The organism is Acidovorax sp. GW823-FHT02H02, assembly GCF_058797075.1.
The window spans coordinates 312,105-335,560 of sequence record NZ_JBXAJH010000001.1 but is presented as its reverse complement, the minus strand read 5'-3'; the positions used below and the strand labels follow the sequence as shown (position 1 = coordinate 335,560).

At 68.5% G+C, this 23,456-nt stretch carries 18 protein-coding genes; 11 read left to right on the top strand and 7 right to left on the bottom strand.

Annotated elements, in window-relative coordinates; all coding sequences use genetic code 11:
- Positions 1 to 8: 8 nt before the first annotated feature.
- The 4 genes from AC1RDS_RS01550 to AC1RDS_RS01535 all read left to right on the top strand — a co-directional run bounded on the left by AC1RDS_RS01550 (position 9) and on the right by AC1RDS_RS01535 (position 4,074).
- Positions 9 to 935 carry an AAA family ATPase gene (locus AC1RDS_RS01550; protein ID WP_092698336.1) on the top strand — a complete coding sequence of 309 codons (927 nt, stop codon included), beginning with the start codon at positions 9 to 11 and terminating at the stop codon, positions 933 to 935.
- A complete protein-coding gene (locus tag AC1RDS_RS01545) occupies positions 922 to 2,160 on the top strand; it encodes a vWA domain-containing protein (protein ID WP_244273672.1) in 1,239 nt (412 codons plus the stop codon). The genes AC1RDS_RS01550 and AC1RDS_RS01545 overlap by 14 nt, the downstream gene beginning before the upstream one ends.
- A gap of 39 nt (positions 2,161 to 2,199) precedes the next feature.
- Positions 2,200 to 2,823, top strand: a complete 624-nt coding sequence (locus tag AC1RDS_RS01540; protein WP_092698334.1) for an SRPBCC family protein — start codon at positions 2,200 to 2,202, stop codon at positions 2,821 to 2,823.
- 168 nt (positions 2,824 to 2,991) lie between these two features.
- Complete coding sequence (locus AC1RDS_RS01535) at positions 2,992 to 4,074, top strand: XdhC family protein (protein WP_287877478.1); 1,083 nt, start codon at positions 2,992 to 2,994, stop codon at positions 4,072 to 4,074.
- 112 nt (positions 4,075 to 4,186) lie between these two features.
- On the opposite strand, the gene AC1RDS_RS01530 is transcribed toward AC1RDS_RS01535, so the two are convergent.
- The 3 genes from AC1RDS_RS01530 to AC1RDS_RS01520 form a co-directional block, all read right to left on the bottom strand.
- On the bottom strand, positions 4,187 to 4,357 hold the full coding sequence (locus tag AC1RDS_RS01530) for a hypothetical protein (protein WP_167544072.1): 171 nt from the start codon (positions 4,355 to 4,357) through the stop codon (positions 4,187 to 4,189).
- A gap of 123 nt (positions 4,358 to 4,480) precedes the next feature.
- On the bottom strand, positions 4,481 to 5,449 hold the full coding sequence (locus tag AC1RDS_RS01525; protein ID WP_287877476.1) for an MBL fold metallo-hydrolase: 969 nt from the start codon (positions 5,447 to 5,449) through the stop codon (positions 4,481 to 4,483).
- A 150-nt stretch (positions 5,450 to 5,599) separates the two neighbouring features.
- Positions 5,600 to 5,968: a hypothetical protein gene (locus AC1RDS_RS01520; protein ID WP_092698329.1), complete on the bottom strand. Its 369-nt coding sequence runs from the start codon at positions 5,966 to 5,968 to the stop codon at positions 5,600 to 5,602.
- Positions 5,969 to 6,083: 115 nt separating this feature from the next.
- Between AC1RDS_RS01520 and AC1RDS_RS01515 the strand changes: the two genes are divergently transcribed.
- The 7 genes from AC1RDS_RS01515 (at position 6,084) to AC1RDS_RS01485 (ending at position 18,732) form a co-directional block, all read left to right on the top strand.
- Entirely contained in the window at positions 6,084 to 6,716 is a 633-nt protein-coding gene (locus AC1RDS_RS01515) for an ABC transporter ATP-binding protein (protein ID WP_492226632.1), read from the top strand.
- 58 nt (positions 6,717 to 6,774) lie between these two features.
- Positions 6,775 to 7,407, top strand: coding sequence for a LysE family translocator (locus tag AC1RDS_RS01510; protein WP_492226631.1), 633 nt, complete (start codon positions 6,775 to 6,777; stop codon positions 7,405 to 7,407).
- A 225-nt stretch (positions 7,408 to 7,632) separates the two neighbouring features.
- On the top strand, positions 7,633 to 8,961 hold the full coding sequence (locus tag AC1RDS_RS01505; protein ID WP_492226644.1) for an efflux RND transporter periplasmic adaptor subunit: 1,329 nt from the start codon (positions 7,633 to 7,635) through the stop codon (positions 8,959 to 8,961).
- 33 nt (positions 8,962 to 8,994) lie between these two features.
- Positions 8,995 to 12,198, top strand: coding sequence for an efflux RND transporter permease subunit (locus AC1RDS_RS01500; RefSeq protein WP_287877466.1), 3,204 nt, complete (start codon positions 8,995 to 8,997; stop codon positions 12,196 to 12,198).
- Positions 12,199 to 13,026: 828 nt separating this feature from the next.
- Positions 13,027 to 16,161, top strand: a complete 3,135-nt coding sequence (locus AC1RDS_RS01495; protein WP_287877464.1) for an efflux RND transporter permease subunit — start codon at positions 13,027 to 13,029, stop codon at positions 16,159 to 16,161.
- 38 nt (positions 16,162 to 16,199) lie between these two features.
- A complete protein-coding gene (locus tag AC1RDS_RS01490; RefSeq protein ID WP_492226630.1) occupies positions 16,200 to 17,639 on the top strand; it encodes an efflux transporter outer membrane subunit in 1,440 nt (479 codons plus the stop codon).
- 199 nt (positions 17,640 to 17,838) lie between these two features.
- On the top strand, positions 17,839 to 18,732 hold the full coding sequence (locus AC1RDS_RS01485; RefSeq protein ID WP_492226629.1) for a DMT family transporter: 894 nt from the start codon (positions 17,839 to 17,841) through the stop codon (positions 18,730 to 18,732).
- A 108-nt stretch (positions 18,733 to 18,840) separates the two neighbouring features.
- On the opposite strand, the gene garD is transcribed toward AC1RDS_RS01485, so the two are convergent.
- The 4 genes from garD to AC1RDS_RS01465 are packed head-to-tail and all read right to left on the bottom strand — an operon-like array spanning position 18,841 to position 23,408.
- On the bottom strand, positions 18,841 to 20,418 hold the full coding sequence (gene garD, locus AC1RDS_RS01480; protein ID WP_287877462.1) for a galactarate dehydratase: 1,578 nt from the start codon (positions 20,416 to 20,418) through the stop codon (positions 18,841 to 18,843).
- A gap of 25 nt (positions 20,419 to 20,443) precedes the next feature.
- Positions 20,444 to 21,388, bottom strand: a complete 945-nt coding sequence (locus AC1RDS_RS01475; protein ID WP_287877460.1) for a 2-hydroxyacid dehydrogenase — start codon at positions 21,386 to 21,388, stop codon at positions 20,444 to 20,446.
- A 13-nt stretch (positions 21,389 to 21,401) separates the two neighbouring features.
- Positions 21,402 to 22,382 (bottom strand): Bug family tripartite tricarboxylate transporter substrate binding protein, encoded by a 981-nt coding sequence (locus AC1RDS_RS01470; RefSeq protein WP_092698312.1) that lies wholly within the window; start codon positions 22,380 to 22,382, stop codon positions 21,402 to 21,404.
- 54 nt (positions 22,383 to 22,436) lie between these two features.
- A complete protein-coding gene (locus AC1RDS_RS01465) occupies positions 22,437 to 23,408 on the bottom strand; it encodes a Bug family tripartite tricarboxylate transporter substrate binding protein (protein ID WP_287877458.1) in 972 nt (323 codons plus the stop codon).
- Positions 23,409 to 23,456: the final 48 nt, after the last annotated feature.

The following is a 23,456-nucleotide window of genomic DNA, read 5'->3' as shown; positions in this document are numbered from 1 at the left end:
GGATAGCAATGAACTCGTTGAACGCCGCGCCGGTTCCGGCTTCCATCGACGCCCTGGTAGAGGCCCTGCAGAGCGTGGGCTATTTTGCCGACCGTCGCCTGGCCACGGCGGTGTTCCTGGCGCTCAGGCTGCAACGGCCTTTGTTGCTGGAGGGTGAGCCCGGCGTGGGCAAGACGGCGCTGGCGCAGGCGCTCTCCAAGGTGCTGGCGCGCAGCCTGATCCGTCTGCAGTGCTACGACGGCCTGGAGCAGCGCGAGGCGCTGTACGAATGGAACTACGCTGCCCAGCTGCTGCACATGCGGGCTGCGGAGGGGCAGGGCGGTGCCGACATGGCGCAGGTGGAGCGCGAGGTCTACCAGGACCGCTACCTCATCCGCCGCCCCCTGCTGCAGGCGCTGCAGGCCCCGGCGCCCGGTGCCGTGCTGCTGATCGACGAAGTGGACCGCGCCGACGAGCCCTTCGAGGCCTTTTTGCTCGAATACCTGGGCGAGTACCAGGTGAGCATCCCCGAGATCGGCACCGTGCGCGCCACGGCCACGCCGGTCACCATCTTGACCAGCAACCGCACGCGCGACCTGCACGACGCCGTCAAGCGCCGCTGCCTGTACCACTGGCTGGACTACCCCGAGCGCGAGCGCGAGCTGGCCATCGTGCGTGCGCAGGTGCCTGGCGCCAGCGAAGCGCTGGCCACCCAGGTGGCCGAGTTTGTGGGCCGCCTGCGCAGCCAGCCCTTTGCCAACGCTTTTCAGCGCGCCCCCGGCATTGCCGAGAGCGTGGAATGGGCCAAGGCGCTGGTGGCGCTGGACACCATCGTGGTGGACCCGGAGGTGGTGTCGGACACCGCCGGCATCCTGTTCAAGCAGCGCGAGGACGTGGCGGCGCTCACGCGCGACATGGCGGTGCAGTTGCTGCAGCCCGCCGATGCCGATGCATGAAGGCCGGGCCATGGCGCAGGGCGCAACGATCTCGCAGCTGGGCGATGCCCGCACCGGCAAGCTGGCCGACAACCTGAGTGGCTTTGGCCGCACGCTGCGCCGCGCTGGCGTGCGCGTGGACGCCGCGCGCATGGCCTTGGCCCAGCAGGCGGTGATGCTGGTGGGTCTTCTGCGCGAGGATTTCAGCGCCGCGCTGGAGGCCGTGCTGGTCAGCCGCGAGCAGGACCGCATGGTGTTCCGCGAACTGTTCGACGCGTACTTCCGCAACCCCAATGTGGCGCAAAAGCTGCTCGCGCAGATGCTGCCCAGTGCCGAATCCAGGGCCGAGCCCGCCAAGCGCCGCCCCCGCGTGAGCGAGGCGCTGGCACCCGTGCGCGCCGCCCGCAGCGCGCCACCGCCGCGCGAGGACGACAAGGTGGATTTCGATGCGGCCATGACGGCCAGCGACCTGCAGCGCTTGCGCCAGGCCGATTTCAACCAGCTCTCGGCCAGCGAGTACCTGCTGGTCGAGCGCCTGGCGCGCGACATCCCTTTGCCTTTGCCGCACTACGCTGCCCGCCGCACCCGGCCGGGCCTGCGCGGCAGCCGCCCGCACTGGCCCGGCGCCATGCACCTGGCCGCCCGCAGCGGTGGCGAGGTGCTGCGTGTGCCCTTGCTGCAGCGGCGCCAGCAACCCCTGCCGCTGCTGGTGCTGGTGGATGTGTCCGGCTCCATGGAGCGCTATGCGCGCCTGCTGTTGGCCTTCTTGCACGCCGCCACCGCGCCGCACCACACGGGGGCTGTCGTGCGCCGCGATGTGTTTGCTTTTGGCACGGGCCTGACCGACCTCACGCCCGCCTTTCGCCTGGCCGACACCGATGCCATGCTGCAGGCGGCCAGCCATGCCATCCACGACTTTGCCGGCGGCACCCGCATGGGCGAGAGCCTGGCCCAGCTGCGCGCGCAGCATGCCCGGCGGCTGGTGGGGCGGCGCACGCTGGTGCTGCTCATCAGCGACGGGCTGGACACCGGCGCGCCCGAGGTGCTGGCTCAGGAGCTGGGCTGGCTGCGCCGCCACGCAGGCCGGCTGCTATGGCTCAACCCTTTGCTGCGCTTTGAGGGCTACGCGCCCACGGCGCGGGGTGCGGCCGAGCTGCACCGCCAGGCCCATGGCATGCTGGCCGTGCACAACCTCGGCCGCTTGCAGGACCTGGCGGCCAGCCTGGCCACCTTGCTCCGGCAATGACCGATTTCAGAGAAACGAAAAACACGAGAGGAATCCGCCATGGAAATGCAAGCGACCCGCACCCTTGCCGTCAGCCAGCAACAGGCCTGGGATGCGCTCAACGACCCCGAGGTGCTCAAGCTGTGCATCCCCGGTTGTGACAAGGTCGAGCCCACGGGCGAGCACCAGTACGCCGTGGCCATGGCCGTCAAGATCGGCCCCGTGTCGGCCAGATTCACGGGCAAGATCACGCTGGCCGACATCGTGCCGCCCGAGAGCTACACCATCGCCTTTGATGGTTCGGGCGGCGTGGCCGGCTTTGGCAAGGGCCATGCGCGGGTCTTGCTGGTGCCGTTGCCAGCCGATGGCGCAGGGCAGGAGAGTTGCGAGCTGAACTACACCGTGCAAGCCAGCGTGGGCGGCAAGATTGCCCAGCTGGGCCAGCGCCTGATCGACGGCGCCGCCAAGGGCATGGCCGAAGACTTCTTCAAGCGCTTTGACGACGAGATGCAGCGGCGCTACCCGCGTGACGATGCGGTGGACACGGTGCCGTCGGAATACGATCAATTGCGCGATGTGCCGGATGCAAGGGCGGGTGATGGCCATCCCCACGCTGGCATCCCGGTATGGGTGTGGGTGGCTGGCGCGGTGGCGCTGGTGCTGTTAGCGTGGTGGCTGACTTGAGCTCCTCCTGTGCCGCTTCGCGCCGGTCCCCAGAGGGGACTTCACCTGTGGCCCGGCACAGCCGGTTCCACGGTGGCACTGGCAAGGGGCGCGCCAGTTTCATATGGAGTGAGTGCAGCAGCGCAGGGCGATGTTGAAAACGGTGCAAATAGATGGGGTGATGAAGCCATGGAAAACCTGGATGTGATGGTGCTGCGCACGCTGCAGGGCTGGCGTGCGGCGGGGCGGCGTGCGCTCCTGGCCACGGTGGTGCGCACCTGGGGCTCGTCGCCCCGGCCGGTGGGTTCCATCATGGCGCTGTGCGAGGACGGCGCGGTGGTGGGCTCGGTGTCGGGCGGCTGCATCGAGGACGACCTGATTGACCGGCACACCCGGGCCTATGTGCAGGGCGCGCCGTCAGCCGATGCAACCGCCGGTGCGGACCACCGCATGCCCAGCGGCCCGCCATCCTTCGTCAAATATGGCGTGTCTGCGGACGAGGCGCACCGCTTCGGCCTGCCCTGCGGCGGCACGCTGGAGTTGTTGCTGGAGTACGACCCCGATCCCGCCAGCCTGGGCGCGCTGATCGCGGCGCTCGACGCGGGCCGGCTGATGCGGCGCAGCGTGCGCCTGGCCGATGGCGGCGTCACCCTGTCGTTGGCCGATACCCCCGGCGACCTGGTGGTGGATGCGGTGCAGCTCACCAACACCTTCGGGCCCGAGTACCGCATGCTGCTGATCGGCGCGGGCCAGCTGGCCGAGTACCTGGCGACCATGGCCCTGTTCAACGGCTTTGCGGTGACGGTGTGTGATCCGCGCGAGGAGTACCGGGGCAGCTGGGGTGTGCCCGGCGCCACCGTGCTGAGCGACATGCCCGACGATGTGGTGCTGGCCTTCAAGCCCGATCGCCGCAGCTGCGTGGTGGCACTCACGCATGATCCCAAGCTCGACGACCTGGCGCTACTGGAGGCATTGAACACCGATGCGTTCTACGTGGGCGGCATCGGCTCGCGCCGCAACAACGAGGCGCGCCGGGCCCGCATGATCGAACACTTTGACCAGACGCCGCAGAGCCTTGCGCGCTTGCGTGGCCCCATCGGTATCTACATTGGCAGCAAGACCCCTCCCGAGATCGCCGTGAGCGTGATGGCGGAAATCCTGGCGGTCAAGAACGGCGTGACCCTGCCGCGCGACATGGCGGTGGCCCAGGCCAAGCAGGCCCGCGAGGTGCAGCCCAACGACCCTGGTGCGTTGAGCTGCGGTGTGCGCTAGGCATTGCGGGTGTGCCAGGGGCCATGCGCAGAGCTGCACTGCGTGGCGCCCAGAAAAAAGCCCTCCGAAGAGGGCTTGTTTTCGCAGTGGCCCTGTGGGGCCATTGGGCCGATCAGCCGCCCTTCTTGGAGCGCTTGCCGGGGTTCTTCTTGCTGCGCGTAGCCACGCCACGCTCCAGGCTGACGCGCTGACCACGGCCAGACGTGGGCAGGCTCACGCCGGGCATGGGCTTGGGTTGGGGGGTGTGCTTGCGGTCTGCTTCGGTGACGATCTTGTTGCCCATGGTAGGTCTCTGAGGGAGTGGAAAAAGGGGGATATTAGGCCACAGCCGAAATAGGGGCTCTTCGGCGGACCTGCGTTGGACCACCACAGGAGCAGGGCGATGCCGGGACGGGTGGGCTGCGCGTCAGGCCGCAGGCTGGAAGGCATAGCCATTGCCCGAGGCCGCCATGCGGCCCAACGCCGGGAACGGGAAATGGAAGCCGCCCAGCATGGCATTGCGGTCCGTGATGCGCTGGAACATCTCGCGGCGCACCTTGCGTGCGGCTTCGGCATCCATGTCAAAGGCCACGGCCCAGTCGGGGTTGCGGGCGAACAGGGCCGGCACATTGGTCAGGTCCGCCACATAAAAGAAACTCTGGCCGGCCGAGTTCAGTTCGAACAAGGTGTGTCCGGGCGTGTGGCCATAGGCCGCCACCGATTGGATGCCGGGTGCCACCTCGGCCCCCGCAGCAAACTGCACCAGCGTGTCGGCGGGCATGGTGGCAAAGGTGCGGCGCACGTTCTCGAACGCGCCCTTCAGGCCTGCGGGAGCTGCGGCCATGCGGGCATCGTCCATCCAGAAGGCGTGCTCGGCGGCAGGCACCAGCACCTTGGCCTTGGGAAAGGTCCATGCACCCGCCTTGTTGCGCAGGCCGTTGATGTGGTCGCCATGGAAATGGCTGATCAGCACCGTGTCAATGTCGGCCGCCTGCAGGCCTGCTGCCCGCAGGTTCGCCAGCAGCTTGCCCGTGGTGGGGCCGCCAAACTCGCCCAGGCCGGTGTCGATAAGGATCTTGCGCGCACCCGCTACCACGAGGAAGGGTGTGTAGGGTACGTCGATGTGGTCCGTGGGCAGGCCCTGGGAGGCCAGCAGGGAGCGCACTCCGGCCAGGGGCGCGTTCTTGACAAACTCTTCGCCCAGCGGGCGCCGCGTGACGCCGTCGTTCAGCGCAATCACCTCCACATCGCCCACCTTCATGCGACGAAAGCCGGGGCCGGGCAGGGTGGGCGTGCCGAAATCGGGCGCGTTCTGGGCCCAGACAGGGACAAAAGAGCCCGCTGCGTAAACGGTGGTGGCCAGGCTTGCACCCAGGAAGTGGCGGCGTGACAGCATGAAACTCTCCAGTATTGGGTTGAACCAGTGAGTCGAATGTAGCGCCGCCGGCACGATCGAAGGCGTTCCGTGCGCGAACCTGTTGGCAAGCCGGGGTCTTTGGTCGGCAACAGGGGTTAACCCTGTGTTTCCTGGTGCTTCGTCCGCTGGCTAACCGATTTCGAAGGCTTCACGAAAAGCGGCACAGAAATCGGCATGCCCGCTGATGGTCAGGGTGATAGCGGTTCGCGGTGGTGCCGGGTGGCCCGCCACCGTGCGCAGCTGGCCGCAGGCCACATCAAACTCCAGCACCAGCGGCGTGCTGACCTCCTGTGCACCTTGCAGGTCGTATTGCCATGCACCCCCGTCTTCCGCGGGGCCGCAGGCATCGGGCCAGTGCCGATGCGCCCATGCCAGCACGGCGCTGATCTCGGCCTGCAAAGCGGGCACCTGTGCGGGCAAAACACTGGCCATGGCATCGAAGCTGCCGGTGCCTTCCGCGTCTTCACTGAAATCGAAATCGAGGTAGCGCAGGGGCATGGCGATGAAAGGGCAGGGAACGTTGCCGGATTGTCGTGCACCGCGGCAAGATGCCCGGCATGGCAACTTTCCGATGGCACGCTGGTACCCTGCCGGGATGTCCTCGCCCCTTTCCATGACCCACTCACCGCTTGTCTTGCAGGTCCAGGGCCTGTCTTTTGGCTACCCACACCGCGCCTTGCTGGCCAATGTTCACGCCACCCTGTCCCCAGGGCTCACGCTGGTGCGCGGGGACGAAAGCTGCGGCAAGACCACGCTGCTGCGGCTGCTGGCCGGCGAGCTTGCGCCGCAGGCGGGCCGGCTGGTGCTGGCGGGGCTGGACCGGCAGACCGCCCCTGACGCCTATCGGGCGCAGGTGTTCTGGGCCGATCCGCGCTCGGATGCGCTCAATGAACTGACGGCGCGCGGGTGGTACGCCCGTTTGCTGCAGCAGCATGCGGCCTGGGATGCTGCCGCGCTGGAGGCGCATATCGCCGGTTTTTTGCTGCAACCCCACCTGGACAAACCGTTGTATGCGCTCTCCGCCGGCAGCCGGCGCAAGGTGCTCATGGCGGGGGCGTTCGCTTCGGGCGCGCTGCTCACGCTCATCGACGAGCCCGTCGCCGGTCTGGACAAGCCCTCGGTGGCTTACCTCACGCAGGTGCTGGCCCGGTTGGCTGCACAGACAACCCGCATCGTCGTGGTGGCCCACCACGACGCGCTGGCGGGCGTGCCGTGGGGGCTGGTGGTGGATCTGCCCGCTGCGTGATGTCCTGGCGCGACAGGGATAGACTTGCGCTTTTTCGTCTTCATCTCCCGGATCCGCTATGGACGCTCTTCTCTTTGTGCCGGTGGCCGTGGCCATTTCACTGACGCCCGGGCCCAACAATTTCTGCGGGTTGAACAACGGCATTCGTGCGGGCGTGGGCGCGGCACTGGTCGCCACCCTGGGGCGGGTCGCGGCTTTCGCCATTTTTCTTGCGGTGTCTGCGGTGGGGCTGGGCGCCATGCTGCTGGCCTCCGAGGCCGCCTTCACGGCGGTCAAGTGGGTGGGGGCCTGCTATCTTTTCTGGCTGGGCTGGCGGGCCTGGCACAGCCGCGAGTTCAGCGGACTGGCCGTGGTCGAGGGAGAAGGGGCGGTGGCGTCCGGTGCGCCCGTGAAGGTGCGCAGCCTGATCGCGCAGGAGTTCCTGCTGGGCATCACCAACCCCAAGGCCATCATTTTGTTTGCGGCCATCTTTCCGCAGTTCATCGACCCGGCGCAGCCCGCTGCGCGGCAGTTTTTCGTGTTGGGCTCGATCTACCTGGCCAGCGAGTTTGTCGCGACCACCGTGTATGCGACGGGCGGGCGGCAGATTCGCCGGTTCATTCGCAGCTCGCGCGGGGTGGTGCGCCTGAACAAGGCCACGGGCGGGTTCTTCATGGGGGCGGGCGGCCTGTTGCTGGCCACCAACCGCTAACCTGGCGCGCCAGCGCCTGGTGGCCTGGCCAGCGACGGCCGGTAATACCAAGGTAAAGCCACCGTAAATTTCCGGGCAGAGAGGGCAGGGCGTGGCGGGGCGTGGCTACCATAGCCCGACTTCACTCTGCGCCGTCCCATGCTGCCCCACCGTTCCCACTGCCTTCCCCTGCGGTCTCCCCTGCACCAGAGAGGCCGCGCACTGTGGTGGGGACTGCTGTTGATCGTGATCGCCCTGGCTGCGGGCGGGGGCTGGTGGTGGAAGCAGCGCAACACGGCCGCCGATGGGGCCTCGGCTGCGGCGGGAGCGCCTGCTGCGCGTGCGCCGGGGCGCTTCAGCGCCGGCGGGCAGGTGCAGCCGGTGTCGGTGGGCGTGGTGCGGCGCCAGGATGTGCGCGTGATGGTCCAGGCCATCGGCACCATGAGCGCGCGCGCCACGGCGGTGGTGCGGGCCAAGGTCGGTGGCGAACTGATGGCGTTGCACTTCAGGGAAGGCCAGCAGGTCAAGGCGGGCCAGTTGCTGGCCGAGATCGACCCGCGCAGCTACCAGGCCGCGCTGGGCCAGGTGCAAGGCAGCCTGCAGCGCGACCAGGCCCTGCTGCGCAACGCGCTGCTCGATCTGCAGCGCTACCAGGACCTGCTGGCCCAGGATTCGATTGCCACCCAGCAGGTGGACACGCAGGCGGCCCTGGTGCGCCAGCTCGAAGGCACCGTCGCCGCAGGCCAGGCGCAGGTGGATGCCGCGCGCCTGCAGCTGGGCTACACGCGCATTACCGCGCCCATTGCCGGGCGCCTGGGCCTGCGCCAGGCCGACCGGGGCAACGTGGTCGGCCCGTCGGATGCCAATGGCATCGTCACCATCAACCTCGTGCAGCCCATCGATGCGGCCTTTGCGGTGCCCGAGGCGCACCTGGCGTCCATCACCCGGCGCCTGGCCGAAGGTGCCGATCTGCCCGTGGAGCTGTGGGACCGCGAACAAAAGCGGCGCCTGGCACGCGGGCGCATGAGCGCGCTCGACAACGCCATCGACCCCACCACCGGCACCATCAAGGTGAAGGCGTCTTTCGCCAACGAGGACGGCGGGCTGTTCCCCAACCAGTTCGTCAATGTACGCCTGCAGCTTGATGTGCTGCCGAACGCGCTCACCGTGCCCGGCACGGCGGTGCAGAACAACTACGTCTATCTGGTGCAGCCAGACGGCACGGTGACGCAGCGGCGCATCCGCGTGGGCGTGGCCGATGGTGACCGGGTCAGCGTCGAGGGCGAGCTGAACGACGGCGACCAGGTCGTGACCGATGGCATCGATCGCCTGCGCGAAGGCGCCAAGGTGGCCGTGATCGATGCCGGTGTGGCCGCCCGCGCCGACGAGGCCGCGCAGGACGCTGGCGCGCGCCGTGCAGCGCTGTTGCGCAGCCTCACGCAGGCCGAGCGCGACAAGCTGGCCACCATGTCGCCCGACGAGCGCCGCGCCTTCCTGCGTGCCCGCCGCCAGCAGGCTGGCGGGGCTGCGCCGCCGGCAGCCGCTGCTTCGGCTGCATCAGCCACCGTGCGTTGAGTTCATGGATCGCGCCTTGCGGGCACTGCTGCCATGAATCTCTCGCGCATCTTCATCCTGCGCCCCATCGCCACCTCGCTGCTGATGGTGGCGCTGCTGATCGCCGGCCTGCTGGCTTACCGGCAGTTGCCCATCTCGGCCCTGCCCGAGGTGGACTACCCCACCATCCAGGTCACCACGCTGTACCCTGGCGCCAGCCCCGATGTGATGACATCGAATGTCACGGCGCCGCTGGAGCGCCAGCTGGGCCAGATGCCGGGTTTGGCCCAGATGTCGTCCACCAGCTCGGGCGGGGCCTCGGTCATCACGCTGCGCTTTGCGCTCGACGTGTCCATGGATGTGGCCGAGCAGCAGGTGCAGGCCGCCATCAACGCAGGCAGCAACCTGTTGCCGAATGACCTGCCCATGCCGCCGCTTTACAGCAAGGTCAATCCGGCCGATGCGCCCGTGCTCACGCTGGCCATCACCTCGCCATCGCTGCCCGTCATCCGCCTCAATGACCTGGTGGAAAACCGCCTGGCGCCCAAGCTCTCGCAGGTCAAGGGCGTGGGGCTGGTGGCGATTGCGGGCGGTCGCCGGCCGGCCGTGCGCATCCAGGCCAACCCCACGGCGCTGGCCGGCCTGGGTCTCACGCTGGAAGACGTGCGCGCCGTGATTGCGGCGGCCAACGTCAAGCAGGCCAAGGGCGGCTTTGATGGCCCGGCGCGGGCCTCGACCATTGACGCCAACGACCAGCTGCAGTCGGCGCAGGAGTACCGCGACCTGATCCTGGCCTTCAAGAACGGCAACCCCATCCGCCTGCGCGATGTGGCGCAGACGGTGGACGATGCCGAAAACACCCGCCTGGCCGCCTGGGCGGGCACGCCCGCCACCGGATCGCGCGCGGGCGTGATCCTCAACATCCGCCGCCAGCCCGGCGCCAACGTCATCGAGACGGTGGACCGCCTCAAGGCGCTGCTGCCGCAACTGCAGGGCACGCTGCCGGCATCGCTGGATGTGCAGGTGCTGACCGACCGCACCACCACCATCCGCGCTTCGGTGAAAGACATGCAGGCCGAGCTGGCCCTGGCCATCGGCCTGGTGGTTGCGGTGATCTTTGTCTTCTTGCGCAGCGCCTCGGCCACGCTCATCCCCAGCCTGGCGGTGCCGCTGTCGCTGGTAGGCACGTTTGGCGTGATGTACCTGGCGGGCTTTTCCATCAACAACCTCACGCTGATGGCGCTGACGATCTCCACCGGCTTCGTGGTGGACGACGCCATCGTGATGATCGAAAACATTGCCCGGCATCTGGAGATGCCGGGCAATGTTTCGGCGCAGGCTCATGGGGCCGAAGGCTCCGTGAAGGACGCGGTAGCGTCCGGCCGAAGCCAGAACACCCCTGCGCCCCGCATCACCCCCTTGGAGGCCGCACTCCAGGGCGCCAGGCAGATCGGCTTCACCATCATCTCGCTCACCATCTCGCTGATTGCGGTGCTGATTCCGCTCTTGTTCATGGGCGACGTGGTGGGACGGCTGTTCCATGAATTCGCCATCACCATGGCCGTGGCCATCCTGCTGTCGGCCGTGGTGTCGCTCACCCTCACGCCCATGCTGTGCGCGCGCCTGCTGCGGCACACGCCCGAAGAAAGCCATGGCCGCATTTACCAGGCCACGGGCCGGTTCTTTGACCGCACCATTGCCCTGTATGGCCGTGCGCTCCAGTGGGTGCTGAACCACCGCGGGCTGACCTGGCTGGTGTTTGCGGCCACGCTCGCTCTCACCGTGGCGCTGTATGTGCTGGTGCCCAAGGGCTTCTTTCCAGTGCAGGACACCGGCACCCTGCAGGCCACCACCGAGGCCGACCAGTCCGTCTCGTTCGCCGCCATGGCCGAGCGCCAGCAGCAACTGGCCGGGCGCATCCTTCAAGACCCGGCCGTGAGAAGCGTGTCGTCCTTCATCGGCGTGGATGGCACCAACGCCACGCTGAACACGGGCCGCCTGCTCATCGACCTGAAACCCCACGCCGAGCGCGACCGCGCCCCCGTGGTGCTGCGCCGCCTGGCCGATGCCACGCGCGACCTGCCCGGCATCCGCCTGTATGCCCAGCCCGTGCAGGACCTCACCATCGAAGACCGCGTGGCGCGCACGCAATACCAGTTGCTGGTCTCGTCGCCCGACCGGGCGCAGCTGCAGACCAGCACCGCCGACCTGGTGCAGCGCCTGCGCGCGCTGCCGCAACTGGCCGATGTGGCCAGCGACCTGCAAAACCAGGGCCTGCAGGCCTTTGTGCAGATCGACCGCGCCCAGGCCAGCCGCCTGGGGGTGACGGTGGCGGGCATCGACACGGCGCTCTACAACGCCTTTGGCCAGCGCCTCATTTCCACCATCTTCACGCAGTCCAACCAGTACCGCGTGGTGCTGGAGGTGGCGCCGCAGTTCAAGCTGGGGCCCGAGGCGCTGGACAGCATCTATGTCACATCGAGCGCCGGCAAGCCGGTGGCGTTGTCGTCGGTGGCGCGCGTCGAAGAGCGCCCCATGCCACTGGCCGTGAACCATGTGGGGCAGCTGCCTGCGGCCACCCTCTCGTTCAACACTGCGCCCGGCGTTGCGCTGGGCGATGCCGTCAAGGCCATCCAGGCCGAGCAGGCGGCGGCGCGCGCTGCGGGCTTGCTGCCGCTGTCGGTGGAAACGGCCTTCCAGGGCGCGGCGCTGGCGTTCCAGGCGTCGCTCTCGAACACGCTGCTGCTGATCCTGGCGGCGGTGGTGACGATGTACATCGTGCTGGGCGTGCTGTACGAGAGCACCATCCACCCGGTCACCATTTTGTCCACCCTGCCGTCGGCCGGGGTGGGGGCGCTGCTGGCGCTGTGGATGGCAGGGCTGGATGTGGACATCGTGGCGGTGATCGGCATCGTGCTGCTGATCGGCATCGTCAAGAAGAACGCCATCATGATGATCGACTTTGCACTGGAGGCGCAGCGCGAGCAGGGGCTGCCTGCGCGCGAGGCGATCTACCAGGCCTGCCTGCTGCGGTTCCGGCCGATTTTGATGACGACGCTGGCGGCGTTGCTGGGGGCTTTGCCGTTGATGCTGGGCGGCGGGGTGGGCAGCGAGTTGCGGCATCCGCTGGGGGTGACGATGGTGGGGGGGCTGGTCGTGAGCCAGTTGCTCACTTTGTTTACTACGCCGGTGATTTATTTGACGTTTGAGGGGTGGGCGGGGCGGTGGCGTAATCGGGTTGGGGTGAAAAGTGCCTGAAGCGTTTGTTTTATCTGCGCTGGCAGTTATTACTTTGGAAGCGGGTTGTGTGCTTGTGCTGAGGGAGGGGGCCGGGGTGTGCGCCCGGCGGCGCAGTAACTTTCTTTTGCTTCGCCAAAAGAAAGTCACCAAAGAAAAGGCGACCCTGCTGTGCGTGACCCCTTCGCTTTGCTGCGGGGCAACCTGTGGTGCTCGGTCATGGGGCGTGCCGCAGAACTCACTGCGCGCCTGCGGCGCTCCGTTCAAACAACTGCGGCAAGTCAGTTCACGAAGGCGTGTGTCCTGCGGCACACGCCCGCCCCACGCCCTGCGCTCCTCGGCACGCACAGAAGGGAACCCGGGGGGCGGACATCCATACGGGCCATCGCTGCGCTCGGCGCCATCTCGCGGGCGCAAGCGCCTCGCGCTGCGCAGACTGGGCCGAGCGCAGCGATGGCCCGTGTGGCTGTTGGGATGTTCTTTCCCCACCCCCATCTGGCTGCGCCTGCGGCGGGGCGGTTGCGGGGTGGCGGGTGTCCCGCAGGACACACCCGCTTCGTTAACTGACTCGTCGTGGTTGTTCGAGCGGCGCGCCGCAGGCGCAAAGCGAGTTCCACGGCGCACCCCGCAACCGCCCCGCCGCAGGTTTGCCCCGAAGGGGTCGCAGACTGTGGGTCGCCTTTCTTTTGGGTACGTTTCTTTGGCGAAGCAAAGAAAAGTACCTCGCCCGCCGGGGCGAAACCCGGCCTCCGCCCCATGCAGAAGCACGCTTAATGCTTCCAAAAAAATAGCTGCCAGCGCAATCACAGCAAGCGTCAGAGCCAAAAAACACACCAAGAGAGGCACAACATGAGCCTCTCCACCACCTTCATCCACCGCCCCATCGCCACCACGCTCCTCACCCTGGGCCTGGCCCTGGTGGGCGCGGTGTCCTACTTCCTGCTGCCCGTCGCCCCGCTGCCGCAGGTGGACTACCCCACCATCTCGGTCAGCGCCAGCCTGCCCGGCGCGAGCCCCGACACCATGGCCGCCACGGTGGCCACGCCGCTGGAGCGCTCGCTGGGCGCCATCGCGGGGGTCAACGAGATCACCTCGCGCTCCATCCTGGGCAGCACCAGCATCACGCTGCAGTTCGACCTGAGCCGCGACGTGGACAGCGCCGCGCGCGACGTGCAGGCCGCCATCAACGCCGCGCGCACGCTGCTGCCCACGGGCATGCCCAGCAACCCCAGCTACCGCAAGGTGAACCCGGCCGATGCGCCCATCATGATCCTGGCGCTCACGTCCAGCGCGCACACGCGCGGGCAGATGTACGACGCGGCCTCCACCGTGCTGGCGCAAAAGCTCTCGCAGGTCGAGGGCGTGGGCCAGGCCACCGTGAGCGGCGGGGCGCTGCCCGCCGTGCGCGTGTCGCTCGATCCGGTGCGGCTGGCGGCCAATGGCGTGTCGCTGGAGCAGGTGCGTGGCGCCATCAGCAGCACCAACGCCAACCGCCCGCTGGGTGCGGTGGAGCGCGAAGACCATTACTGGCAGATCGCCGCCAACGACCAGGCCCGCGTGGCCGCCGACTATGCGCCGCTGGTGCTGCGCTGGCAGAACGGCAATGCGATCCGCCTGGCCGACGTGGCCGAGGTGACCGACTCGGTGCAGGACGTGCGCAACTTCGGCGTGGCCAACGGCAAGCCGGCGGTGCTGCTGCAGGTGTACAAGCAGCCGGGCGCCAACATCCTGGAGGCGGTGGACCGCGTGCGTGCGCTGCTGCCGCAGCTCAAGGCGTCGATCCCGGCCGCGATTGACGTGCAGATCGTTTCCGACCGCACGCCCACGCTGCGTGCCTCGGTCAAGGAAGTGGAGCGCGCCCTGCTGATTGCCGTGGCGCTGGTGGTCCTGGTGGTGTTCCTGTTCCTGCGCAACGGGCGCGCCACGCTCATCCCCGCCGTGGCCGTGCCGGTGTCGCTGGCGGGCACGTTCGGCGTGATGTACCTGGCGGGCTACACGCTCGACAACCTCTCGCTCATGGCGCTGACCATTGCCACCGGCTTCGTGGTGGACGACGCCATCGTGGTGCTGGAAAACATCATGCGCCACATGGAGCGCGGCAAGACGGCGCTGCAGGCCGCGCTCGACGGCGCGCGCGAGATCGGTTTCACCGTGGTGTCCATGAGCCTGTCGCTGATCGCCGTGTTCGTGCCCATCGTGTTCATGGGCGGCATCGTGGGGCGGTTTTTCCGCGAGTTTTCCATTGTCATGGCGGCGGCCATCCTGGTGTCGCTGCTGGTGTCGCTCACCACCACGCCCATGATGTGCGCGGCGCTGCTCAGGCCGCACAGCGCGGTGGCTCGCACACCCGTTGCGTCCCGTTGGGCGCGGTTCTCGCGCTGGCTGGACGGCCTGCAGGCCCGGGGCCTGCGCGGCTACCGGCGCAGCCTGGCCTGGTGCCTGCGCCACCAGCCGCTGGTGCTGCTGGTGCTGGCGGGGGTGGTGGGGCTCAACGTGACTCTCTACACCGCCATCGACAAGGGCTTCATGCCCGAGCAGGACACGGGCCGCATCTCGGGCTTCATCCGGGCCGACCAGGCCACTTCGTACCAGGCCATGGAGCAGCGGCTGCAGCGCTTTCTGGCCATCGTGCAGGCCGACCCGGCGGTGGAGCATGTCACCGGCTTCACCGGTGGCTGGCAGCGCAATGCCGCGCAGATGTTCATGACGCTCCGGCGCGGGCCGGGGCAGGAAACCTCCGAGGCTGTCATCACCCGCCTGCGCGCCCAGCTCAAGGACGAGCCCGGCGCGCGCCTGTTCATGGTGCCGCAGCGCGACATCCGCATCGGCGGGCGGCAAAGCAGCGCCTCGTACGACTACACCCTGCAGGCCGACGACATTGCCGAGCTGCGCACCTGGGAGCCACGCATCCGCCAGGCCCTGTCGCAGCTGCCCGAGCTGGAAGACGTGAACAGCGATGTCTCCGACTACGGCCTGCAGACCACGCTGGTGATTGACCGCGACGCCGCCACGCGCGCGGGGCTGACCATGGCGCAGATCGACGCTACCCTGAACGACGCTTTTGGCCAGCGCCAGGTGGGCGTGATCTACAACCCGCTCAACCAGTACCGCGTGGTGATGGAAGCGGCGCCCCGGTATCTGCAAAGCCCCGAAACGCTGCGTGGCTTCTTCTTGGTGAACAGTGCGGGCCAGCAGGTGCCTTTGAGCGCGTTTGCGCGCATCACCACCACCAACACGCCGCTGTCGGTCAGCCACGAGCGCGGCACGCCGGCCAGCACCGTGAGCTTCAGCCTGGCGCCGGGCGTGTCGCTGTCGCAGGCCACCGATGCGGTGCACAACGCGGTGGCCGAGCTGGGCGTGCCGGTAGGAATACGCGGCACCTTTGGCGGCACGGCGGGGGCGTTCCAGGACGCGCTGGCGGGCCAGCCGCTGCTGATCCTGGCGGCCATCATCACCATCTACCTGGTGCTGGGCATGCTGTATGAAGACCTGGTGCACCCGCTCACCATCCTTTCCACGCTGCCCTCGGCCGGGGTGGGGGCGCTGCTGGCGCTGATGCTGTTCAAGACCGAGTTCTCGCTGATCGCGCTGATCGGCGTGATCCTGCTGATCGGCATCGTCAAGAAGAACGCCATCATGATGATCGACTTCGCCCTGGTGCGGCAGCGCACCGGACACCGCACGGCCGCGCAGTCCATCTACCGCGCTTGCAGCCTGCGCCTGCGCCCCATCCTCATGACCACGCTGGCCGCCATTTTTGGCGCACTGCCGCTGGCATTGAACCGTGCCGATGGCGCCGAACTGCGCCAGCCCCTGGGCATTGCCGTGGTGGGCGGGCTGCTGCTGAGCCAGCTGCTCACGCTGTACACCACGCCCGTGGTCTATGTGGCGCTGGACCGGCTGCGCGGCCGCGTGCAGCGCGGGGCGCGATGGCGCCGCCACCCGGCCGCCGGTCCGGCGCCCGCGCTGCAAGGAGATTCCTGATGTCCCCTGATAACTACTGTTTTGATAGCTGCTTGCGCATGTCCAGAAAGCGCTGGAAGGCATTGTTGCTGGTAAGCGCTGCACTGCTCACGGCCTGCAGCATCCAGCCGCCCTACGAACGCCCCACGCTGCCGGTGCCCGCCGCCTACAAGCAGGCCGCCAGCGCCAGTGATGGCGGTGTCTGGCAGCCCGCGCAGCCCGGTGGCGCCGTGCCCGATGCGTGGTGGACGCTGTATGGCGACAGCACCCTCAATGCCTTGCAGCAACAGGCCGCCGCCGGCAACCAGAACATTGCCTTGTCCGTGGCCCGCCTGCGCGCCGCCCAGGCCGCACTGGCCGGCAGCAGCGCCGGCCAGTGGCCCACGCTGGGCGCCAGTGCCAGCAGCGGGCGCGCCCGCAGCGGCGGCACTGCGGCAGACGGCAGCAGCAGCGCCCGCGTCAGCACCAGCCATGCACTGGGCCTGAACGCCAGCTGGGAGCTGGACCTGTGGGGCCGCGTGGCTGCCAGCGTGGATGCTGCGCGCGCCAGCGCCCAGGCCAGTGCCGACGACCTGGCCGCCATGCGCCTGTCGGTGCAGGCCACCGTGGCGCAGACCTACTTCGCGCTGCGCGCCGCCGAGCTGCAGACGCAACTGCTGGGCGAAACACTGGCCGCCTACCAGCGCAGCTGGGCGCTGACGCGCAACCGCCAGAAGGCCGGCGTGGCCTCGACCGCCGATGTGGCCCAGGCCGAGGCGCAATACAAATCCACCCAGGTGCAGCGGCTCGAAGCAGAAACCAGCCGCGCCCAGCTGGAGCACGCCCTGGCCGCGCTGGTGGGGCAGGCGCCGGCGGCATTCAACCTGCCCGTCACGGCCACGTTGCCGGCGCCCCCGGTGGTACCCGCACAGCTGCCGTCACAGCTGTTGGAACGCCGCCCCGACATTGCCGCGGCCGAGCGCCGCGTGGCCGCAGCCAATGCGCAGATCGGCGTGGCGCGCGCGGCGTTCTTTCCGGCGCTCACGCTGTCGGGCACGGCGGGCTACCGCGGCGCGGAGCTGTCCGGCCTGCTCAGCGCCCCCAGCCTGTTCTGGTCGCTCGGTCCGGCCCTGGCCGTTTCACTGTTCGACGGCGGCGCCCGCAGCGCGGCGGTGGAGGCGGCCCGTGCCGCCAACGAGCAGGCCGCTGCCAGCTACCGCCAGACCGTGCTCACGGCCCTGCAGGAGGTGGAAGACAACCTGGCCGCGGCGGCGGCGCTGGCGCAGGAACAGCAATGGCAGACCGAGGCCGTGGCGGCGGCCCAGCGCGCGCTCGATGTGGTGGGCAACCAGTACCGCACGGGCACCGTGGGCTATCTGAACGTGCTGAGCGCCCAGACCACCGTGCTGGCGGCCCAGCGCAGCCTGATCGATGTGCGCAACCGGCGGCTCGCAGCGGTGAACGCGCTGCTCAAGAATGTGGCGGGGGACTGGGGGCTGGCAGGAACGGGTGCGGGCTGAATGGGGCAATGTGTGAAAAAACCTAGAAATGGCAGTGACCCGCCGCGTCCTCACGCCCTGCACACCGATCACCGCACTGGCAAGCGCGTTCAACGGCCGTTGCCAGGTTGAAGGCGTTACGCGCGCTGCACCATGGCTGAGTAAAGTTGCCAGCCCCGCCCATGGGACTGCAGCCCTGAGCCCCTGAAAATCCCACTTTATGAACACCACGTCCTCTGCCACCACCGCCCGTTGGTTCACCCCGCTGTATCCCCTGTTTTTTGTCGTGCTGTGGAGCACGGGCTTCATCGGTGCCAAATTTGGCTTGCCCGATGCCGAGCCGCTCACCTTTCTCTCCCTGCGCTATGGGGCGGTGCTGGTGCTCATGGGGGCCCTGGCCCTGCTGACCCGTGCCCCCTGGCCCCGCTCTCCCCGCCAATGGCTGCACATTGGCATGTCGGGCCTGCTGGTCCACGCGGTGTATCTGGGGGGCGTTTTTATCGCCATCGGCCACGGCTTGCCTGCAGGGGTCACGGCGCTGGTGGTAGGTTTGCAGCCAGTGCTGACCGCTTTGGGCGCCGGGGCATTTTTGGGCGAGCGGGTGCGCACGACCCAGTGGGCTGGTCTGGCAACCGGGTTTGCGGGCGTGGGGCTCGTGGTGGCACACAAGGTCATTTCGGTCACCACCGGCGGTGCGCTGTGGGCCATGCTGGTGCCCGCCGTATTGGCGCTGCTGGGCATCACGGCGGGCACGCTGTACCAGAAGCGGTTCTGTCCAACGTTTGACTTGCGCACCGGCTCGGTCATTCAGTTCGTGCCCAGCCTGGCAGCCACCTGGCTGCTGGCCAGCCAGACCGAAACCATGCAGGTGCACTGGACGGGTGCCTTTGTCTTTGCGCTGGCCTGGCTGGTGCTGGTGCTGTCGCTGGGGGCCGTCAGTTTGCTGAATGTGCTGATTCGGCAAGGTAGCGCGGTGAACGTGGCCAGCCTGTTCTACCTCACGCCCCCCACCACGGCGCTGATTGCCTGGGCGTTGTTTGGTGAGACGCTCACGGGCCTGGCGCTGGTGGGCATGGGACTGGCGGTGTTTGGGGTGTGGCTGGCGCGCAAGTAGGGTAGCGGCAGGCCTGTCCAACGGTTTTTTTCCGGAATTGCCGGGGATCAGTTCGTGGCGAACATGCTGCCTTATCGGGGAATGCGCCGGGAGGCGCCAATTCGATGGTCAGGTGACCGGGGCCGGGTTGAACAGCACCAGCGCGTTCTGCAGCTTCCAGTGCTCGGCCCAGGTGCGGCGGCCGCTGGCCACGTCGAGCAGCAGGTGCAGCAGCTCCCAGCCGGCTTCCTCGATGGTGATTTCGCCGTCGGCGATGCGCCCTGCGTTCAGGTCCATCAGGTCGTGCCAGCGGCGCGCCAGATCGGTGCGCGTGGCCACCTTCACCACCGGGCAGGCCGCCAGGCCATACGGCGTGCCGCGCCCCGTGGTGAACACATGCAGGTTCATGCCCGCGGCCAGCTGCAGCGTGCCGCAGATGAAGTCACTGGCGGGTGTGGCCGCGAAGACCAGGCCCTTCTGGTCCGGCCGCAGCTTGTCGCCGGGCGCCAGCACGCTGGCAATGGCCGCGGTGCCGCTCTTGATGATCGAGCCCATGGCCTTCTCGGCGATGTTGGACAAGCCCCCGGCCTTGTTGCCCGGCGTGGTGTTGGCGATGCGATCCACGCGGCCGCGGTCGAGGTAGGCGTCGTACCAGGCCAGTTCGCGCACGATGTCCTCGGCCACCTGGGGTGAGGCCGCCCGGGCGGTGAGCTGCTCGACGGCATCGCGCACCTCGGTGTTCTCGGAGAACATCACCGTGGCGCCCGCGCGCACCAGCAGGTCTGCCATGTGGCCCACCGCCGGATTGGCCGTGACGCCCGAGAACGCATCGCTGCCGCCGCACTGCACGCCCACCACCAGCGCGCTGGCGGGCACGGTCTGGCGCTTGCGGGCATTCAGGCGTTCCAGGTGGGGGCGGGCGCGGGCCACGATGTCGTCGATCATCGACATGAAGCCCACATGCGCATCGTGCTGCAGGCAGACCACATCGGGGCCGGCCTCGCGTCCGTCGCGCACGGGGATGCTGCCCGGCGGCAGCAGGCGCTCGGGCTGCAGCTTCTCGCAGCCCAGGCTCACCACCAGCACCTCGCCTCCGAAATTGGGGTTCAGGCTGATGTGGCGCAGCGTGCGGATCGGGATCTCGGCGCCGGGCGCGTCGATGGCCACGCCGCAGCCATAGGTGTGCTCCAGCGCCACCACGCCATCGACGTTGGGGTAAAGCGGCAGCAATTCGTCGCGGATGCGCTGGGTGGCCACGCCCACCACGCCGGCCACGCACTGCACCGTGGTGGTGATGGCCAGCAGGTTGCGCGTGCCCACCGAGCCATCGGCATTCACATAGCCCTCGAAGGTGAGGTTCGCGAGCGGCTCCCATGCCGGGGCCGGCAGGGTGGCCATGGGCAGGCCTTGCAGCGCGCGGGCTTCGGGAATATCGAGCAGCCGCTCGTGCACCCAGCTGCCGGCGGGGATGGCCTGCCGGGCGTAGCCGACGGGCACGTTGTAGCGGACCACCGCCTCGCCTGCGGCCAGATCACGCAGTGCGACCTTGTGGCCCTGGGGAACCTTGTCGCGCAGTACCAGGCCTTCGGGCAAGGCGGTGCCGGCAGGCAGGCCGCCGTCGGTGGCGACGATGGCCACGTTGTCCGCCGCGTGCATGCGGATCAGCACCGGCTGGGGTGCCGATGGATGGGAGTTTGGTGTGTTCATGGGGTGGTGGGAAAGGGTGCCTTGCTCAGGCCGCTGCCGAGATCAGCTGCCCCGTGGCATAAAAGCGGGCCAGGTTGTCCAGCACGCGCCGGGCCATCGCCTGGCGGGTCTCTTCGGTGGCGCTGGCGATGTGCGGCAGCAGCACCACGTTGTCCAGCGCCAGCAGCGCGGCCGGCACCTGCGGTTCGTGCTCGAAGACGTCCAGGCCAGCACCCGCGATGCGCCGCTCGGCCAGGGCGCGCACCAGCGCCGCCTCGTCGATCACCGAGCCGCGCGCCACGTTGATGAGGTAGCCGCGCGGCCCCAGCGCGTCGAGCACGGCCGCATCGATCAGGTGCCGGGTCTCGGGGCCACCGGCGGTGATGACGACCAGGTAGTCAGCCCAGCGTGCCAGTTCCACCAGTGCCGGCTCGTGCGCCCAGGGCACGCCGGCCACCGCGCGGCGGCTGTGGTAGCGCACGTCCATGTCGAACCCGCTGGCGCGGCGCGCGATGGTCTGGCCGATGCGCCCCAGGCCGACGATGCCCAGGCGCGCTCCGCTGACCTTGCGGCCCAGGCCGAAGGTGGCGCCGGCGGCCCAGCGTCCGGCGCGCACGAAGCGGTCCGCCTCGGCGGTGCGGCGCGCCACGTCGAGCATCAGCGCGAAAGCGGTGTCGGCCACGCAGTCGTTGAGCACGTCGGGTGTGTAGCCGACGGCGATGGCGCGCGCACGCGCCGCCGCCAGATCGATCTTGTCCAGGCCGACGCCGAAGCTGGAGATCACGCGCAGCTGCGGCAGCGCGGCGATCAGCGCGGTCGGGGCGCCGGCGCCGCCGGCCGAGGTCACCAGGCCGGTGAATTCGGCGCCGTGGCGCGCCAGGAAGGCGTCGGGATCGGCCTCGTCGGCGAGGCGGTGCAGGTCATGGTCGGCGGCCAGCTGCGCTTCGAGCGCTGGCAGCAGACGTCCGGCCTGGAGGATGCGGTGTTTCATGGAGCAGGGTCTGTCAGTCGGTAGTGATGCCACGTTCACGGATGATGCGGGCGTAGCGTTGGCGATCGTTTTCGATCAGGCTGGTGAACTGCGCCGGCGTGCTGCCGGCGGGCACGCCACCGAGTTCGCTGATGCGCGTCTTCACGTCCGGCTGCGCGAGCACCTCGCGCACGTCGGTCGATATCTTGTCGATCAGGGGCGCTGGTGTGCCGGCCGGCGCGAGCACGCCAATCCAGCTAATCGAGTTGAAACCGGGCACCGCACTTTCCGCCAGCGTCGGAACGTCGGAAAGAGCATCCACGCGCCGCTCGCTGGTCACGGCCAGGGCGCGCAGCTTGCCGGCCTTGATCTGGCCGCTGGCCTCCATCACGGTCATGAAGGACAGCTGCACATGGCCGGCCAGCAGGTCGGCGATGGCTGGCCCGCCACCACGGTAGGGTACGTGCAGCAGGTAGGTGCCGGTGGCCTGCTTGAACATCTCGGCCGCCAGGTGTGGACCGCCGCCAGCGCCCGAACTGCTGTAGCTGAGCTTGCCGGGCTGGCTGCGCGCCAGCTCGATGAAGGCCTTGGCCGTCTGTGCCGGCACCGACGGGTTGACCATCATCGCCAGCGGCAGTTCGGCCACCAGCGAGATGGGCGCGAAGGCCTTGTCCGGGTCGTAGGGCAGCTTCCGGTAGAGCACCGGGTTGATCGCCTGGGTGCCGATGTTGCCCATCAGCAGGGTGTAGCCGTCTGGGCGGGCCTTGGCCACGGCCTCGGCGCCGATCTGGCCGGCGGCGCCGCCCTTGTTGTCCACGATGACCTGCTGGCCCCATTTGACAGACAGCTTCTGCGCCAACAGGCGCGCGCCGGTGTCGGTGCCGCCGCCGGGCGGGAACGGCACGACCAGGGTCACCGGCTTGGTGGGGTACGGTACCTGGGCCAGGGCCGGCGCCGGCGCCAGCGCACCCCCCAGCAGGAGGATGGCGCCCAGTGCTACACAGCGTTTTTTCATGGTTTGTCTCCTTTTTTTAGATGGATCATGGGATCCCGGCTCCCCCGGAGCCTCTCACTCCAGCGTCACCTTGCCGTCCTTGACCACCTTGGCCATGGATTTGACCTCGGACCCCAGCCAGGTCTTGAACCGGGAAGGCGGCATGTCGTAGGGATCGGCGCCCAGCACTTGCAGACGGCCCCGGACCTCGGGAATGGCCAGGATGCGCTGGACCTCTTGATGGAGCCTGTCCACCACGGGCTGCGGCGTTCCGGCGGGCGCCAGAAGGCCTTGCCAGCTGCCCGTGAGGAAGCCCGGCAGCGTTTCACCGACGGTGGGCACTTCGCCCAGTACCGTGTTGCGCTTGGCGCTCGATACGGCGATCAGCTTGATCTTGCCGGACTTCACATGCGGATAGGTGGCCACCATGCCGTTGAAGGTCACGTCCACCTGTCCGCCGATCAGGTCGGTCATGGCCTGGGCGCCGCCCTTGTAGGGCACATAGCCCCAGTCCAGGCCGGCACGCTGCGCAAACACAACGCCGGCCAGGTGCGTGGCCGAGCCCATGCCCGCCGCCGCGGCAAAGTTCACCTTGCCCTTCTGGGACTTGGCCCATTCGATGAGCTCCTTGGTGGTGTTGGCAGGCACCTGGCTGCTGGTCACCAGCAGGTGGGGGGAGTAGGCGACCATGGTCACCGGCGCGAAGTCGGTTTCGAGATTGAACGGCAGCTTGTACAGCGATGGGGCGATGGAGAGGTTGCCTACGTCCGTCAGCAGCAGGGTGTAGCCATCGGGGGCCGCCTTGGCCACCGCGTCGGCGCCCAGGTTGCCGCTCGATCCGGGCTTGTTGTCCACCACCACGGGCTGCCCCAGGGATTCCGACAGCTTCAGCCCGATCAGGCGGGCCAGCACGTCCGAGGTGCCGCCGGCGGGAAACGGCACCACGATCTTGAGGGGCTTGGCTGGCCAGGTCTGGGCCTGGGTGAATGTGGCCGTGGCGGCCAGCGCAAGGACGCACAGGGTGCGCAGCGGGTGCTTGTTGAACATTGTTGTCTCCTGAGGGGTCTCAAAAAAAGGACGGCGCGCTCCCAGACC